This is a genomic window from Pseudaminobacter salicylatoxidans (assembly GCF_003148475.1).
GTDB lineage: Bacteria > Pseudomonadota > Alphaproteobacteria > Rhizobiales > Rhizobiaceae > Pseudaminobacter > Pseudaminobacter salicylatoxidans.
The window spans coordinates 81432-98116 of the sequence record NZ_QGGG01000007.1; the positions used below are offsets into that span (position 1 = coordinate 81432).

Annotated in this window: 16 protein-coding genes and 1 other RNA gene; 11 read left to right on the forward strand and 6 right to left on the reverse strand. The window is 63.9% G+C overall.

Annotated elements, in window-relative coordinates; genetic code table 11:
- Positions 1 to 30: 30 nt before the first annotated feature.
- Positions 31 to 1035, forward strand: coding sequence for an ArsR/SmtB family transcription factor (locus C7441_RS11360; protein WP_026060241.1), 1005 nt, complete (start codon positions 31 to 33; stop codon positions 1033 to 1035).
- Complete coding sequence (gene metF / locus C7441_RS11365; RefSeq protein WP_109612968.1) at positions 1035 to 1967, forward strand: methylenetetrahydrofolate reductase [NAD(P)H]; 933 nt, start codon at positions 1035 to 1037, stop codon at positions 1965 to 1967. The genes C7441_RS11360 and metF overlap by 1 nt, the downstream gene beginning before the upstream one ends.
- A gap of 318 nt (positions 1968 to 2285) precedes the next feature.
- Here the strand turns inward: metF and C7441_RS11370 are convergent, their stop codons facing one another.
- The 3 genes from C7441_RS11370 to C7441_RS11385 form a co-directional block, all read right to left on the reverse strand.
- Positions 2286 to 3245, reverse strand: coding sequence for a DMT family transporter (locus C7441_RS11370; RefSeq protein WP_109612969.1), 960 nt, complete (start codon positions 3243 to 3245; stop codon positions 2286 to 2288).
- Positions 3246 to 3364: 119 nt separating this feature from the next.
- Positions 3365 to 4255: a LysR family transcriptional regulator gene (locus C7441_RS11375; protein ID WP_109612970.1), complete on the reverse strand. Its 891-nt coding sequence runs from the start codon at positions 4253 to 4255 to the stop codon at positions 3365 to 3367.
- Positions 4256 to 4514: 259 nt separating this feature from the next.
- Positions 4515 to 5489, reverse strand: coding sequence for a YeiH family protein (locus C7441_RS11385; RefSeq protein ID WP_210205634.1), 975 nt, complete (start codon positions 5487 to 5489; stop codon positions 4515 to 4517).
- Positions 5490 to 5887: 398 nt separating this feature from the next.
- Between C7441_RS11385 and C7441_RS11390 the strand changes: the two genes are divergently transcribed.
- On the forward strand, positions 5888 to 6502 hold the full coding sequence (locus C7441_RS11390) for a MarR family winged helix-turn-helix transcriptional regulator (RefSeq protein ID WP_244916126.1): 615 nt from the start codon (positions 5888 to 5890) through the stop codon (positions 6500 to 6502).
- A gap of 25 nt (positions 6503 to 6527) precedes the next feature.
- Here the strand turns inward: C7441_RS11390 and C7441_RS11395 are convergent, their stop codons facing one another.
- The 3 genes from C7441_RS11395 to C7441_RS11405 all read right to left on the reverse strand — a co-directional run bounded on the left by C7441_RS11395 (position 6528) and on the right by C7441_RS11405 (position 9720).
- On the reverse strand, positions 6528 to 7205 hold the full coding sequence (locus tag C7441_RS11395) for a nitroreductase family protein (RefSeq protein WP_109612972.1): 678 nt from the start codon (positions 7203 to 7205) through the stop codon (positions 6528 to 6530).
- 324 nt (positions 7206 to 7529) lie between these two features.
- Positions 7530 to 8708, reverse strand: coding sequence for a lytic murein transglycosylase (locus C7441_RS11400; protein WP_109612973.1), 1179 nt, complete (start codon positions 8706 to 8708; stop codon positions 7530 to 7532).
- Between the two features lie 196 nt (positions 8709 to 8904).
- Positions 8905 to 9720, reverse strand: coding sequence for a glycoside hydrolase family 25 protein (locus C7441_RS11405; RefSeq protein WP_109612974.1), 816 nt, complete (start codon positions 9718 to 9720; stop codon positions 8905 to 8907).
- A gap of 224 nt (positions 9721 to 9944) precedes the next feature.
- Between C7441_RS11405 and C7441_RS11410 the strand changes: the two genes are divergently transcribed.
- From C7441_RS11410 to rsmH, 8 genes are all read left to right on the forward strand, one after another.
- Entirely contained in the window at positions 9945 to 11342 is a 1398-nt protein-coding gene (locus C7441_RS11410; protein WP_109613087.1) for a serine hydrolase domain-containing protein, read from the forward strand.
- Between the two features lie 115 nt (positions 11343 to 11457).
- Positions 11458 to 11676, forward strand: a complete 219-nt coding sequence (locus C7441_RS11415) for a hypothetical protein (protein ID WP_109612975.1) — start codon at positions 11458 to 11460, stop codon at positions 11674 to 11676.
- Positions 11677 to 11826: 150 nt separating this feature from the next.
- Positions 11827 to 12546: a J domain-containing protein gene (locus C7441_RS11420; RefSeq protein ID WP_019171484.1), complete on the forward strand. Its 720-nt coding sequence runs from the start codon at positions 11827 to 11829 to the stop codon at positions 12544 to 12546.
- Positions 12543 to 13307 carry an N-acetylmuramoyl-L-alanine amidase gene (locus C7441_RS11425; RefSeq protein ID WP_109612976.1) on the forward strand — a complete coding sequence of 255 codons (765 nt, stop codon included), beginning with the start codon at positions 12543 to 12545 and terminating at the stop codon, positions 13305 to 13307. Before C7441_RS11420 ends, C7441_RS11425 begins: the two co-directional genes overlap by 4 nt.
- A 185-nt stretch (positions 13308 to 13492) precedes the next feature.
- Positions 13493 to 14266 (forward strand): lytic transglycosylase domain-containing protein, encoded by a 774-nt coding sequence (locus C7441_RS11430; protein ID WP_170125092.1) that lies wholly within the window; start codon positions 13493 to 13495, stop codon positions 14264 to 14266.
- A gap of 91 nt (positions 14267 to 14357) precedes the next feature.
- An RNA gene (gene rnpB, locus C7441_RS11435) (RNase P RNA component class A) lies at positions 14358 to 14758 on the forward strand.
- A 442-nt stretch (positions 14759 to 15200) separates the two neighbouring features.
- On the forward strand, positions 15201 to 15668 hold the full coding sequence (mraZ, locus tag C7441_RS11440; protein WP_019171487.1) for a division/cell wall cluster transcriptional repressor MraZ: 468 nt from the start codon (positions 15201 to 15203) through the stop codon (positions 15666 to 15668).
- On the forward strand, positions 15668 to 16681 hold the full coding sequence (rsmH, locus tag C7441_RS11445; protein ID WP_109612978.1) for a 16S rRNA (cytosine(1402)-N(4))-methyltransferase RsmH: 1014 nt from the start codon (positions 15668 to 15670) through the stop codon (positions 16679 to 16681). The genes mraZ and rsmH overlap by 1 nt, the downstream gene beginning before the upstream one ends.
- Positions 16682 to 16685 lie beyond the last annotated feature (4 nt).

Consider the following 16685-nt stretch of genomic DNA (forward strand, 5'->3'; position numbering starts at 1 on the left):
TGTTTATGTCTTTTTACAGAAGGTCACAACATGCGGGTAACCCTCGACTCTCTTGTTGATACATTGAAGGCGGCGGCCGAATCCAGCCGCCTGCGTATCCTTGCGCTGCTTTCGCGTGGCGACCTGACGGTCTCGGACCTCACCGACATTCTCAACCAGTCGCAGCCGCGCGTGTCGCGTCATCTCAAGCTGTTGCTCGAGGCGGGATTGATCGAACGCTATCAGGAGGGTTCCTGGGCCTTCTTTCGCGTTACCGATTCCGACGCCGCGCGCGATTTCGTGCAGGGGCTGGTATCGCGGGTGCATGATGGCGACCCGCAGGTCGAGCGCGATCTGGAGCGGCTGGCGGCGGTTAAGCACCGGCGGCAGGAGCGGGCGAAAGAGTATTTCGACGCCAATGCCGCGAGCTGGGACGAAATCCGCTCGCTGCATGTGCCCGACAAGGCTGTGGAAATCGCATTGCTCAAGCTCGTCGGCAAGCGCCCCTTCCAGTCCATGCTCGATCTGGGCACCGGCACCGGCCGGCTGCTCGAAATCTTCGCGCCGCTCTATCGCCGTGGCGTCGGCATCGACATGTCGCGCGAGATGCTGACGGTCGCGCGCGCCAATCTCGACAAGGCGGGTGTGTCCAATGCGCAGGTGCGGCTGGGCGACATCTATGCGCCGCCGGTGGAGCGCGATTCCTTCGATCTCATCACCATCCACCAGGTGCTGCATTATCTGGATGACCCCGCCGCCGCCATCCGGGAGGCGGCGCGGCTGCTGCGTCCGTCGGGCCGGCTGGTGATCGTGGATTTCGCCTCGCACGCGCTGGAGTTCCTGCGCGAGGAGCACGCCCATATGCGCCTCGGCTTCTCCGACCGGCAGATCGCCGAATGGTTCGCGGAAGCCGGGCTCGAACTGGAAGAAACGCAGGATTTCGAGCCGCGCGGCGCCTCGGAAGCCAAGCTCACCGTCAAACTCTGGCTTGGCCGGGACCGTCGCCTGTTGATTGCCGACCCCGCATCCAATGCCGACGCAAGGGAAACTGCCTGATGAAGAATTTCGGATTTTCGCGCCGGTCCGGTATCGGTGGCAAGATCAGCGTGTCCTTCGAGTTCTTCCCGCCGAAGTCCGAGGAGATGGAGGCGCGCCTGTGGGATACGGTGACGCGGCTGGAGCCGCTGCAGCCGGAATTCGTCTCCGTGACCTATGGCGCGGGCGGTTCTACGCGCGAGCGCACGGCCCGCACGGTCAGGCGTATCCTCACCGAGACCTCGCTGCTTCCGGCCGCGCACCTGACCTGCGTGGACGCCACATGCGGAGAAGTCGATAAGGTGATTTCCGAATTCACCGATATGGGCGTTACCCGTTTCGTCGCGCTGCGCGGCGATCCGGTGGAGGGCGTGGGCGCCTGCTACCAGCCGCATCCGGGCGGCTATGCCAATGGCGCCGAACTGGTGGGGGCGCTGAAAAAGGCCGGCAATTTCGACATCTCGGTTTCGGCCTATCCGGAAAAGCACCCTGAAAGCCCGGACTTCGCCACCGACATCGACATGCTCAAGCGCAAGGTGGACAATGGCGCGACCCGCGCCATCACCCAGTTCTTCTTCGACAACGATCTCTACGAGCGCTATGTCGAGCGGGTGCGCCGCGCGGGCATCTACATTCCCATCGTGCCAGGCGTGCTGCCGGTGCATAATTTCGCGCAGGTCGCGAATTTCTCGGCGCGGGCAGGGGCGCATGTGCCGGCCTGGCTGGCCGAGCGCTTCGACGGGCTGCAGAACGACCCGCAGACCCACGCGCTGGTGGCTGCCGCCGTTGCCGCCGAGCAGGTGCTGGACCTTATCGAGCGCGGCGTCGACGATTTTCATTTCTACACGATGAACCGCGCCGACCTTTCTGTCGCCATCTGCCATATGATCGGCATTCGTGCGCAGGCCGGTGCGGGCGCAGCCATTGCCGTGCCGAGTTCGGCCGCGGCCTGACCGATGCCAAAAGGAAAGGCCGGGCGCTGGGCCCGGCCTTTCGAATGTTGCCAGACTTGCTGGCCCCCATCAGCTCGGCGGCTTAAGGAAGAACTCCCGCAATCAGGGCGCCGATTACAGCGAACGCAGCACAAATCATCAATGCGTTGATTGGCCGTGTGAGTCCCATGAAATAGCCTCCTTGTTGAGCTATGGGGCCGGAGTCTAGAGGTGTTTGGGCCACAGGCAAGAACAAATCGTGCTGCGCTGCGTCACAATCAGCGCAAAAACATTCCAATATTCGAGCTAAGTTTTTGAGGTGATTTAGCAAAATCGGCCTTAGCACTTGTGAATAAATTGTGACGGATTGCCGGCTTTTTTGCGCCGGAAACCAGCCAGCAACCGCCCGTCGATGGTAAGCAGCCCGAAGCCGATCAGCATCATGCCGATCATTTCCAGCGTCTCCATCCGCTCATCGAGAAACGTCGCGCCAAGCAGCGTGGCGCTCACAGGCACGATGAGCGTCACCAGCGAGGCGTTGGTGGCGCCGGCCTTGGCGACCAGGTTGAAGAACAGGATATAGGCGAAGGCGGTGGACATCAGCGCCAGCGCCAGCACCGCCGACCACACCGGCAGGCTTGCCGAAAACAGGCCGGAAGGCCTGTGCAGCAGGAGGACGACCGGGATCATGATGATCGTCGAGGCGGTCATCTGACCGGTCGCCACCACAGGCGGCGGCAACGCCCGGAAGCGGCGGGCAAAGATCAGGGCAAAGGCATAGGAAAGCGAGGCGCCGACCAGCGCCAGCTTTGCCCACAGCGGACCGCCCATGGCGTGAAGCAGGCTGGGGCCGATCATAACCGCGGTGCCGGCAATGCCGAGCAGGATGCCTGCGAGCTTGTTGCGGGTCAGTTTCTCGTCGTTCGTCAGGAAATTGGCGATCACGAGCGTCCAGAACGGCGTGGTGGCGTTGAGCACGGAGGCCAGCCCGGCGCCGAGTTCGGTCTGTCCGATGAAGATCAGCGAAAAGGGAATGACGTTGTTGAGCAGCGCCAGCCCGAAGAAAGCGCCGAGATAGGAAAAAGCGATGCGGAAGGAGGGGCCGCGAATGGCCAGGTAGAGCTGCAGCGCGACAGCAGCGATTGCCACACGAAAGAGCACCAGCACCAGCGGCTGGATTTCCACAACGGCGATGCGCGCAAAGAAGAAGGAGCCGCCCCAGATCGCACCGAGCAGCAGCAGCTGGCTCCATTCCTTCGCGCCCATTGCCTTCTGCGCCACGCTGGCCACCGTTGTCATCGACTTCTCCCGGATGCCCTTGCTGGAAACGCGGCAAGCCCGGCCCTCATCCGGGACGCGCCTGCCTCTCCGCGTCACTCGAATCTGTAGGATGCCGGCCTCGATTCCGCCACCCGATTTCAGATGTTTCCGCTTGTTTCGACCATCGCCAGAAATTCGCGCTGGGCGTGGGTCAGGTGGCGCTCCTTGTGGCGGATGGCGAGAAACCGCCGCTTGGGCAGGGACAGCGGCATCTGCACCAGCCGGCCTGCCGCAACCGCCGCCGCGGTGACGAAACGCGACATGACGGCAGCTCCGGCACCTGCAATGACGGCGGTGCGTACTGCCTCGTTGGAGGAAAGCTCCAGCGCCACGTCGAGTGCGGCGGGGTCGATGCCGAAGCTTTCCAGCACCTCTTCCAGCATGGCGCGGGTGCCGGAGCCGGGTTCGCGCAGTACCCAGCGGGTGTGGGGCAGATTGGCCGGCGTGAGCGAATTGCGCGTCGCCCATGGATGGCCGGCTCCGACCACGAGGACCATCTCATCGGTGGCGGCCGGTGTGATCGAGAGGGCAGGGTCGTCGATCTCGCCCTCGACGAAGCCGAGATCGGCCAGACCTTCGCGCACGCTTGCGGCCACCTGCTCGGTGTTGCCGATGGTGAGCCGCATGGCGATGCCCGGATAGCGGGTCTGGAAGCGGTGCATGAACGGCGGCAGCCAATAGTTGGCGACGGTCTGGCTGGCGGCGAGATTGAGCGTGCCGCGCTTCAGCCCGGCAAGATCGGCCAGAACGGCCTCCGCCGATGCCGCACGTGCCAGCACGGCGCGGGCTTCGTCGAGGAACAGCCGGCCGGCTTCTGTCAGCTCGATGCGGCGGCCGACGCGGTTGAACAGTCTTGTCGCGTGCCGCGCTTCGAGTGCGGCCACCGCCGCGCTGGTGGCCGATTGGGTGAGGTGGAGGTCACGGGCGGCGCGGGTGACATGCTCGCGCTCGGCCACGGCGACGAAGATGCGAAGCTGTTCAAGTGTCATGGGCAGGCACCCGGGCCGCGAGAATATGGGGTTGAAGCCCGAAATCTGTTTCGTTTCGTCACACCCCCCTCCGTCCTGCCGGACATCTCCCCCACACGGGGGGAGATTACGCTGGCCGTAGCCTGCGGCTCACAATTTGCGGTGTTGGGGATTGGCGAAGGCGGAAATGAAAGCTGATCTCCCCCCTCGCGGGGGAGATGTCCGGCAGGACAGAAGGGGGCAACGTAGGGCGTTGTCTCCAGAGACCGAGCCGTCGCCGTCACCCCACCAGCTTGATCAGCGCCAAGCTGAAACCGGCGATGAACAGGAAGGCCGCGAGGCCGAGCAGCAGCGGGCGCAGCCCTTTTGCCTTCAGCTTGCGGATGTCGGTTTCCAGTCCCATGGCGGCGAGCGCCACGCTGAGCATGAAGGTCGTGGCCATGACGATCACGCTCCTGGCTTCCGCGGGGATCGTCACCACGCTGTTGACGGCCACAAGCGCGATGAAGCCCAGCACGAACCATGGCACGGGCGCCTTGGCCGCGCTGTGGCCCTGACCGGACTTGCGGGCGCGCTGGGTTGCCAGGAAGCCGAGCGACAGCACGACGGGCGCAAGCAGCATGACGCGGCTGAGCTTGGCCACCGTTCCGAACTCGCCCGCCGACTGGCCGCCCTGGAAAGCCGCCGCCACCACCTGCGCGATCTCGTGGATCGAAGCGCCGGCCCACAGGCCATAAGCATGTGTATCGAGCCCAAGCAGTGCCGGCAGCAGCGGATAGGCGAACATCGCAATCGAGCCGAAGACGGTCACGCAGGCCACTGCATAGGCCACGTCCTCGTCGGGCGCGCGCGTCACCGTATTGGTGGCGATCACGGCGGAAGCTCCGCAGATCGAGGTGCCGGCCGCGATCAGTTCGGCAAGCTTGGGTTCCACGCCCATTGCCCGGCCGAGGCGAACGGTGAAGATGAAGGTCGCGACCAGCGTCGCCACGATGATGGCGATGCCGGCGACGCCCACTTCCACGACCTGTGCCGCCGTAAGTTGCAGGCCGAGCAGGATGATCGCCAGCCGCAACACCCGCCGCAGCGAAAACACGACACCCGCCTTGGCGAGCGCCGGCGTGCCGACCAGATTGTGGAAGGCGATGCCGATGAGGATGGCGAGGATCATCGGGCTGAACACGGCCACGCCCGGTATGTGCCGCAACGCGAACCCGGCCAGCGCAATGGTTGCCGTGAGCGCCAGACCCGGCAGGATCTTCAGCGCCTGTGCCGCCAGGCCGGGCGCCGGCGATTGCACCGGCACGAAATCGACGGGGGCGGCGATCGGCGAAGCGTCGGTCGCGCGGGGTCTGGAAGGCGCGTTCATGGCTAAAAGTCCAGTTTGCAATGGCCATGGTCTCGCTCATTCCAATCAATCGATCCAACGCATTATAGCGTGGAAATCATTCGCTAAAAACGATCAATTGATTCTGCCGAAAGTCACCCTAGATTTTCGCCATGCTGCACCGGAGGATGCATGCGGTGCACTCTGCAAGGCAAAGCCAGCGCGGGAGAGACGTCCGCGCGCCGAGGCCGGCGGTTCCACGGTAAGTAACCAAGACGAGAAGCAGTCCTCGCCAAGGTTCTCCATTTATGGTGTTGTTGTTGACTATGGATGATGATCGATCAACCAGCGGTCGGCGCAAGCTGACCTTCCCCTTGTCCGGAGCCATCGAGGCGCCGCTGGACCTCGAGCGTCACTTGCCGTTCCGGCTTGCGGTGGTGGTGAACCTTTTGCAGGCCCAGCGCGATCCGCGGGTGCGTGCCGTGACCGATCTGGGCTTGCGCGAATTGCGCGTGCTGCTCAATGTCGGAGCCTATATGCCGGTGCGCGCCGCCGATATCGGTTACCAGGCCCGTCTCGATCCGGGCACGATCAGCCGTGGTATCGCCACGCTGGCGGAACGCGGCTATGTGGAGGTTTCGAACGACCCTGCCGACCAGCGCAGCGCCCTGGTTTGCCTGACCGACAGCGGCGAGGAGCTTTATGGAAAGGTTGCCGCCGTTTTGCAGGAACGGGCGACCGACATAGAGCAGGTGCTGGACGGCAAAGAGCGGGAGATGCTGTTCGATATCCTTGCGCGGCTGGAAGACAAGGCGGAGGAAGTGCTGGCCAGTCACGCGCTGGAATGCCGCGAATCCGGCCAGTCGCTGTCAGCCGACCAGCGCGAAATGCTGCGCTGGTATCGCCGCACCACCAATGGATTGAAGGCCGAAGAGGTGTAGGGCCCGTCGAAACGGCCCTGCAAGCTCAGATAAACGACGCGATCTGCTCCAGTGGTTTCTTCCTCAAGGCGTGCAGCGGCACGGTTGCGTCTTCGGCCGGATAGCCGACGACCAGCAGCATGAACGGCTTTTCGTGGTCGGGACGGCCGCAGATCCTGTTGAGGAAGTCCATGGGCTTGGGCGTGTGCGTCAGCGTCACCAGCCCGCTGCTGTGCAGCGCATTGATGAGGAAGCCGGTGGCGATGCCGACGGATTCGGCGATGTAGTAGTTCTTGCGCTCCTCGCCCGCTTCCACGCCGCCGCGTCGTTGCGCGAAGATGCCGATCAGCCAGGGCGCGATTTCGAGATAGGGCTTTTGCTCGTCGGTGCCGAGCGGCGCCAGGGCGTCGAGCCAGGCTTCGCCCGCCTTGCGGTCCACATAGAAGGCACGTTCCTCGATTTCGGCCTTTTCGCGGATTTCGCGCTTGGTGGCCGGATCGCCGATGGCGGAGAAGAACCACGGTTGATGATTGGCACCGCTTGGCGCGGTTCCGGCGGCCTTGATGCAGGCTTCGATGACCTCGCGCGGCACCGGGCGCGGTGAAAAGCTGCGCACCGTGTGGCGGCGCTTGATCTCCTCATAGAACGCGTCGGCGCGCGCGATCATCTCGGCCTGTTCCAGTTCGCGATAATCCGGCAGCGGTACGCTGTCATGGTCGCGCATGTTTGGTTTCTCCCTTGGATCGCAATGGTATTATTTGTAATTACAATAAATTCTATCTGCAAGTGGCGATGCGTCGAGGGCGGGGACGTGCGCGAAAATGCGCGACCGCGCGCCGCCACGCCGGCCGGCATGGCGGGCAGCAATCAGAACAGGCGTGTCAAAGGGACACGGGTCTCGCGACAGGGCGTGGCGCAGGCGAGGCCGTCGCGCTGGAATTTGAGGGCGAGGCAGTGGGCATTCCGACGAACGCGGTTCCGCTGCCCCGGTGGCTTTCCCAATCGCAATCGTGCGACGCCAGACCATTCAGTCTGGCTGAAAAAAGCTTTAAAGCTTCGCCAGCAGTTCGGGCGTGGGCCAGCCATCGACCGGCAGGCCAAGGCGGATCTGCTCCTGGCGGATGGCCTCGCGCGTATTGGTGCCGAGCACCCCGTCGATGCCGCCGACGTCATAACCCTTGTCGTGCAGCTTCTGCTGCAACTGCTTCATGGCGTCGCCCACCAGCCCTTCCTGCGGGCTGCGGCCCTCGAAGGGCGGCTCGCCGGCAAGGCGCGCGGCCAGATGCGCGGCCGTCAGCGTGTAGACGATCGACTGGTTCCACTGAAGGTAGAAATCGTAATTGTCATAGCCGATGAAGGCCGGCCCCTTGTGCCCCATGGGCAGGATCACGGCGGCCTTGAGCCCATTGTCCCGAAGCGGCTTGCCGTCGCGGTCGGTCACGCCCCATGCGTTGAGCTGGGAGATCGACAGCTTGTTGGTGCGGCCGGTTTCTTCCCATGGCATCTGGTCGGGCACGCGCACTTCCTGCAGCCAGGGCTCACCGGTCTTCCAGCCCCGCGAATGGATCTTCCTGGCCGTGGTCATGATAACGTCCGGCACGCTGTTTCGCAGATCGACGATGCCGTCGCCGTCGCCGTCGACGCCGTTGTTCAGATAGTCGATGGGCAGGATCTGCGTCTGGCCGACCTCGCCGGCCCATGCGCCCGTGACGTTTTCGGGCAGGACGCCCCGGTCGATCAGGGTCAGCAGCGGCACGATCTGCCTGCGAAAGAGGTCGGGCCGGCGGCAGTCATGCGAAAGCGTCACCAGCGCGCTCAGCGTGTGAAAGTCGCCCTGCACGGCACCGAAATCGGTTTCCAGCGCCCAGAAGGCGGCGATCACGGGGCCGGGCACGCCATATTCCTGCTCGGCGCGCGCAAAGACGTCGGCATATTTCTTCAGATTGGCCACGCCATGCTTCAGCCGGTAGTCGGAAATCATGCGGCCTGAGAATTCGGCGAAGGTCTGGCTGAACACGCCTTGCGCGCGGTCGCGTTGCAGCACCTTGGGATCGATCTCGGCCTGGTCAAGCGCGGCGAGGCCCTTGGCGCCCACGCCGGCAGCCGCGGCCTCGGCATGCATGGCGCTCTTCCAGTCGGTGAAGTCGCCGCCACATTCCTGGGCCAGAGCCGGGGAAGCCACAAATAGGGCAAGCGCCGCCGCCAGTGCCTTAGATCGCGCCACCATCGTGACCACTCCAGTCTTATCGAGAATTCGTATCATCTGTTGCCCCGCCGATATGGCGAAAAACAGGCAGCCGGCCCATACCTCCGGTTGCGCCGGGATGGAAGCGGGATTTCATGGTTTCGGGCGCTCTGACGTCGATTTGAACGGAAGCGTATCCATCAGGCCGCAATTGCACGGTGGCCGGGGCCGCAAGGGATCAGACGGCGTTTTCCTTCAGCCACTTCTTCCAGGCCGCCTCGTTGCCGTTGAAGACATTGATGTCGGCATTGCCCCTTATGCCGGGCACGACGCCGGTGCCGGTATATTGCCAGAAGGTGAAGGGATGGCTGCCATAGCGCTCTGCCGGGTGCCCTGCCACCGAGCGCAACCAATAGGGATAGTCGCGGAAGCCGGCGAGCTGGTTGTCGTCGAAGAAATCGATCGAGGTGTAGATGATCGGCTTCTTGCCATAGTGCTTTTCAACGATCTGAAGGAACGTCTTCATTTCGCGGCGCACGGTCGCCGGGTCGGGCCGCAGCTTGCAGGTGGGCGAGGAAGGGTTCCACTCCATGTCGAGCACCGGCGGCAGCGCGTTGCGCTCGCGCGGCACGTTGCGGATGAACCACGCCGCCTGCTCCGCGGCAGGACGGCAGAAGTAATAGAAGTGATAGGCCGCGCGCGGTATCCCCGCGGCCCTGGTGGCCTGCCAGTGCTCGGCGAAATAGTCGTCCACGCGGTCACCGCCCTCGGTCGCCTTGACGAAGGCAAAGGAAATGCCGCTTGCGCGCGCCTGGCGCCAGTCCACCGAGGTCTGGTATTTCGAGACATCCGTGCCGTGCACCGGATGTTCCCACGGCTTGCGCGCGACCCAGTCATGCGGGTCGCTATCGTCGAAGCGGGGATAGCGTACCATTACCGCGCCCTGGGTGATGACCTCGGAGGTGACGCGTTGCGTGCCGGCCGGGACGAGATCGTCCACCGTGCTGCAGGCGCCAAGCACGCCAAGCAGGATCAGAGCAGCAAGACGGCGCATCGCTTCTCCTTTGGCGGGCCGGCGGGCCGGCCCGGAATGCCGGGAGCGCGTGCCCCGGACACGCGCGGTTTCAGGTGATTGGTCCCTCTCTTCCCATGCAGCCGGGCAGGACTTCCCTCAGTCATGGCCCAGCATGGTTGATTTTCGGTTGACGGCGCTCTCCTGGTTGCAAAATTTGCGTGAGGAATCGTCAGAAGTCCAGTGCCGGAGTGGAGGGGAAGCGGATGCGCACTTTGCTGAAAGCCGTGAAGTGGGTTGCCGGGCTGGTCGTTGTCGCGCTCGTCATCCTCTGCCTATGGCTCTACGCCGCCCCGCCGGCTCTGATCCGGGTGGCGGCGGGCTATACCGCCAAGATCGTCTGCTCCAACGTTTTCGTTGCCGGCCGCGACGCCCAGGACGTGCTGGCGACGGATGTGCAGGCACCCGGCCACCCGGTGCTGCGGCTGATGTCGGCCGAGGTCGATTCCGAGAAAGCCACGGTCTCGGCCGGGCTGTTCGGTCTGTTCGGCGGCGGCCTTGCCGTGGCGCGCGACAATGGCGGCTGCGCGACGGTGCCGGACGGCAATGTTGCCGCGGCGAAGGCCTTCTCGCAGGAGCCGCCGGCGGAAGGCATCGACCCGCATTCGCTTTGGCCGCGCGGGGAGCGCGTCGAACCCTCGCAGAACCAGATCGTCAATACCATTCTCGACGATGCCGGAGGGACGGGTCCGGGCATGCGCGCGGTGGTGGTGATCAAGGACGGCCGCATCGTCGGTGAGCGCTATGGCGACGGATTTTCGCCCTCCACGCCGCTGCTCGGCTGGTCGATGACCAAGACGGTCAACGCCGCGATCATCGGCACGTTGATGAAGGCGCACAAGACGTCGCTGGAGGCGACCGCTCTGTTCGATGCCTGGAAGGATGACGACAGGGCGAAAATCAGCCTCGCCGACCTGATGGCGATGTCGTCCGGCCTGGAATTCAATGAGGATTATGGCGCGGTGGCCGATGTCACGCGCATGCTCTATCTGGAGCCTGACATGGCGGGTTTTGCGCAAGCCAAGCCGCTCGCCGGCGAAATCGGCAAGGTATGGAGCTACTCCAGCGGCACGGCGGTGATGCTGTCGCGCCTGTGGCAGAATGCAGTGGGCAACCGCGCGGTGGCGCTGGCCTGGCCGCGCACGGCGCTGTTCGATCCGCTGGGCATGACGAGCGCGGTGATGGAAACCGATGCCCGCGGCACCTTTGTCGGCTCTTCTTATTTATATGCCACGGCGCATGACTGGGCACGCTTTGCGCAGTTCCTGATCGATGATGGCATGTGGAACGGCGTGCCCCTGCTGCCCGAGGGGTTTGTTTCCTGGATGCGCGAGCCGGCGCCCGCTTCCCACGGCCGCTACGGGCGTGGCCAGCTCTGGCTGGTCGGGCCGAAGGAGGAAGTGCCGGGACGCGAAGAAGGCGGCTTCGACCTGCCGTCCGATACGTTCTGGATGCTCGGCCATGACGGCCAGTCCATCGCCATCGTGCCTTCGCAAAAGCTGGCAGTCATCCGGCTCGGCCTGACGCCCGACAGTCTCGGCTATCGCCCGCAGGCGATGGTGGCGGCGCTTGTCAAGGCGCTGGAGACGGAGATCGACCGCTGACGAAATGTTTCCTTGAGTCAGCGTAGTTGACGAAACCGAATGCCCGGTCACGCCGTTTTGAAGGCGACTGCCCGGTGTCTCCCGCACCGGGCCTGACTGGTGAAGGAGAACATTTATGAAGAAAGCCATTCTCGCGTCTGCCGCCGCCGTAGCCCTGTTCGGCATTGCCGCCTGCAGCGACAACACCGACAACACGACGACACAGAGCACGACGCCGCCGGCCAACGAACAAAGCTCGCCGCCGGCCGCTGCTCCGACCACGCCCGCGCCCGACACCAACACGGGCACCGGCGGAACCATGCAGCAGCAACAGCCCGCCGCGCCTGCTCAGTAAAACGACAGGCAGTCCCCCAAATTCGCGGCGTCTGCTGCGCGAAAGGCCGGGTTTCCCCGGCCTTTCTGCCATGGTCTCGACCAAACCCGAAGCGCGCCCGGTCGAACAAACCCTCTCGCATAAAGCGGCATTCCAGCTTAAGAAACGGCCATGTCGATTTGGGCGCGCATTGGCGATTTCTTCGTTTTCCTCTCTTCCTCGGCTGCCAACGGTATCGGAGATGTCGTCGAGGCCGTCCGCACCCTGTTCCAGGGGGATGCGGAACTGCGTCGCCGCGTCGCCTTCTCGGTGGCGATGATTGCGCTGTCGGCGAAGATGGCCAAGGCGGACGGCGTCGTCACGCAGGATGAGATTCGGGCCTTCCGCGAGATTTTCTCGGTGCCGCCCGAAGAAGAGCGTAACGTCGCCCGCCTCTACGACTTCGCCAGGCAGGATGTCGCCGGTTTCGAATATTACGCCCGGCGCATGGCTTCGCTCTGCGGCACGGGACACAAGAATTGCGCCATGCTGGAGGACATCCTCGACGGCCTGTTCCATATCGCCAAGGCTGACGGTCTGTTGCACGAGCGCGAAAGCTGGTTCCTGAAGCGCGTGTCGGAAATCTTCCGCATCGAGGAGAGCCACTACCAGACGATCCTGGCGCGGCATCTCGACCTGGGCGACGCCGACCCCTACCGCGTGCTGGGCATCGGACGTGACCGGCCTTTTTCCGATGTGCGCGCGCACTATCGCCGGTTGATCGCCCATAATCATCCTGACAGGCTCATCGCCCGCGGCCTGCCGGAAGAATTCATCCGCATCGCCACAAGCCGGGTCGCCGCCATCAACGCCGCCTATGAACTGATCGAAAAGGCGGCGCGGGCGGCATGAGCGGATTTCTGCCCGACCATCCCGGCGCCGATGTGAGGGTTTCGCCCAATTTCACCCCAAGGCGCGGCACCGATCGGCCGGACATGGTCATTCTTCACTATACGGGAATGCCCACCGGCGACGGCGCCGAGGCGTGGCTGTGCGACCCGGTGAGCGAGGTTTCGTCGCATTATCTGGTGCATGAGGACGGGCGCATCGTGCAGATGGTGCGCGAGCGCGACCGTGCATGGCATGCCGGCAGAAGTTCCTGGCAGGGCAACACCGACGTGAATTCATGGTCGGTGGGCATCGAAATCGTCAATCCGGGGCACGAATTGGGCTATCCCGCCTTTCCGAAGTGCCAGATTGCGGCCGTAATTGAGCTTTGCCGGGGCATAATCGAGCGCCACGGCATGACGCCGGAACGAATTTTAGCACATTCTGATGTGGCACCCGGTCGCAAGGTTGATCCGGGGGAAAAGTTTCCGTGGGCCATCCTGGCGCGCGCCGGCATCGGCCATTTCGTTTCCCCGGCCAATGTCCGCAGCGGCGCAGCGTTTGGGCGCGGCGATGCGGGGGCGGGCGTCGAAGAATTGCAGTCGATGCTGGCGATATATGGATACGGCGTTGAAATAACGGGATCTTTCGACGCGGAAACGGAAATTGTCGTGGCGGCCTTCCAGCGCCATTTTCGTCCCCGCAGGGTCGATGGCATCGCCGATCCCGCGACCGTCGAGACGCTGCGCCGCCTGCTTTGGGCGCTTCCCGAACGCTTTGCGTGAAGTATTGCTGCCGGCCAACAGGTTACATTTTGTCATGTAATGTGATTTCGGCAGCCTTCATTGCCGCCCAATCGGTTGGCAAATCCCTTTGCGTGTGACGGCCAGGCTATCTCGAAGATGGCTTGCTGTTGAGTAAGGGTATGCTGCGTGACTCGATCGCGCGGCCAAGAATAGACAAGGTACACATGAAAAAACTGACCGCGACAGCGGCAGCTGTTGCTGCCGTGCTGACGAGCTTTGCCGCAAACGCCCAGCCTCATACATCGAAAGTCTCCAGATCGGCGCAAAACGTCTCCGTCGCTTCTGCGGAAGGCCTTCCGGGAGTGTCGTCGCATCAGAAGGTTGCGCTGAACACCACGGAGCAGAAGTCCTCCACCAAGAAGACCGCGAAGACCTCGAAGAAGGTCCATACCAGCAAGAAGAAGACGACGAAAAAGACGAAGAAGACCGCCCGCGTCGCCAAGCAGCAGCGCACCAAGGTGGTCGTGAACACGAAGACCGGTTATCCGGGCATCGACGGCACCAAGACCTCGTCGATCGCTTCGCTGTTCGGCGGTGCCGTCAAGTCCGATGCCCGCTTCGCCAATGTCCAGTACAGCCAGATCGTTTCCCGCTACGCTTCGGCCTATGGCGTTCCGGTGGCGCTTGCCCATGCCGTCATCAAGGTCGAGAGCAACTACCGGTCCAACGCGCGCGGTGGCGCCGGTGAGATCGGACTGATGCAGATCAAGCCTGCCACGGCCCGCATGATGGGTTACAGCGGCAGCGCCAAAGGGCTGTTCGATCCCGAAACCAACATCAAGTTCGGCATGAAGTATCTGGCGCTCGCCCATTCGCTCGGCGGTGGCAGCACCTGCGGGACGATCCTGAAATACAATGCCGGCCATGGCGCCAAGCGCATGAATCCGGTTTCGGCGGCCTATTGCAGCAAGGTCAAGCAGCAGCTCGCGTTGAACTGATGCGGGTTGTCGGGGGACAAATCGCCCGGTTCGGCCATGCAGGCAGGCTTTTTCATTTGCGTTTTGCCGCGCGAATGACTTTATACGCATGCCAGCTGGCCGGGCGACCGCACTCGCAAGCGCCGAAAGGACGCGAGTGAGGAAAGTCCGGGCTCCATGGAAACACGGTGCCGGATAACGACCGGCGGGGGCGACCCCAGGGACAGTGCCACAGAAAGCAAACCGCCGCGATTTCTTTCGCGGTAAGGGTGAAAGGGTGGGGTAAGAGCCCACCGCGCGACTGGCAACAGGAGCGGCACGGTAAACCCCACCGGGAGCAAAACCGAATAGGGACGACGCGAGGGGCGACCCTCAGGGCTGTTTCCGGCCCAGTCGTCCGGGTAGGTTGCATGAGGCGCATGGCAACATGCGTCCAAGATGAATGGTCGCCACGTTCTTGAGCCGCAAGGCCCAAGGGCCATACAGAACCCGGCTTACAGGCCGGCTGGCATATCTCCTTCTCTCGACATCGTCGATCCGCGTTCCGGGACGTCGCCTGCAGATGCAGGGGGCGGTTGCGGGCATTGAGGTCGATGAGGCGGGGCGGCCGCGCATTTCATGAGCAATGAATTAACGGGCCGGTGTCGGCATAAACGGTTCGTTAGGCTTAATGGACGATAAAGGTTGCAATGCCGCCGTGTCGCTCAGGATGACCGGCAATGCGGCTGTCGTGCAGTTCGTTCCCGTTGACGCCCATATTGGCCCATGTTATCCCATTCGGACAATCAAGACTTCGTTTCGGTTCCGGGTGAAGCGTTCCCCAAGCGGGTAGCCGCGGCGGCAACGCGCATTGGCATTTTTGCGTTTGAGAACCGGAATGCAGGGGCGAAGGCGCGCCTGCCGGCCCATTTGGCGGGGCGCGCGGCGGGCGGCATGACGGAGGCGGCTAGATCGAATGACGGACCGGTTTCTGTCCAGCGCGGTGAACAGGATCGACGCCAAGGGCCGCGTCTCGGTTCCGGCGCATTTCCGTTCCGTACTGCAGAAGCGCGGCTATGGCGAGCTTTACGCGCTGCGCGCGCTGGACATTCCGGCGCTGGATGTGGGCGGGCTCGACCTGCTCGATCGGTACGAGCAGCGCATTGCGCTGGAAGATCCTTTCCTGCAGACGGCGGACGACATGTCGTTCTTCTGCCATGGCGACGGGATGTTCCTGAAGCTCGACCAGGATGGCCGCATCACGGTCACGGATTTCATGCGCGAGCACACGGGCATTTCCTCGGAGGTGGCATTCGTGGGGCGCGGCGCCTTTTTCCAGATGTGGGAGCCGGAGCGGCTGCGCGCCTATGGGGCGCAGGTGCGCTCGCGGCTTATGAAGCTTCGGCAGGGGACAGGCGTGAAGCAGGCAGGAGAGACGGAGTGATGGCGGGCAGCGGCGAAGACGATCATGCCGTTGGCGGACCGGCCCGCCACATTCCGGTTCTTCTCGACGAGGTGATTGCCGCGCTGGCCCCGAAGCCGGGCGAGACGATCGTTGACGGAACTTTCGGCGCGGGCGGCTATACCCGCGCCATTCTGGCGACGGGCGCCGATGTCATCGCCATCGACCGCGATCCGGACGCGATTTCGGCCGGGCGCGAGATGGAAGCCGGTTCGGGCGGCCATCTGCGGCTGGTGCAGGCACCGTTCTCCAGCCTCGACGCCCATGCTTCGGGCGCGGATGGCGTGGTGCTCGACATCGGCGTGTCCTCCATGCAGCTCGACCAGGCCGAACGGGGGTTCTCCTTTCGCGCCGACGGCCCGCTCGACATGCGCATGGCGCAGGCGGGCCTGAGCGCCGCTGACGTGGTCAACCGCTTCAAACCCGGCGACCTTGCCCGCATCTTCGGCTTTCTGGGCGAGGAGCGTCATGCCGGGCGCATCGCCCGCATGATCGAGAGGCGCCGCGCCGAACGTCCGTTCGAGCGCACGCGCGACCTGGCGGAAGCCATTGCCGACACGGTCGGGCGCAATCCGAAGGACAAGATCCACCCGGCGACCCGCGTCTTCCAGGCGCTGCGCATCTACGTCAATGACGAGCTTGGCGAACTGGCGCGCGCCCTGTTCGCGGCCGAGCGCGCCCTGAAGCCCGGCGGCAGGCTGGTCGTGGTCACTTTCCATTCATTGGAGGATCGCATCGTCAAACGCTTCATCGCAGATCGTTCGGGCACGGCCGCCGGTTCCCGCTACCTGCCCGAAACGCAGGTGAAAGCGGCGACATTCGACAAGTCGGGCGGCGCGATTGCGCCGGGCGAAGCCGAGATCGAAGCCAATCCGCGCGCGCGTTCGGCCAAGCTGCGGGCGGCGATCCGCACCGCCGCGCCGGCACGCCCGGCGGATATCTCGATTTTCGGGCTGCCCAAGCTTCCCGAAATCCGCACTGCCGCAGAAAGGTAGGATC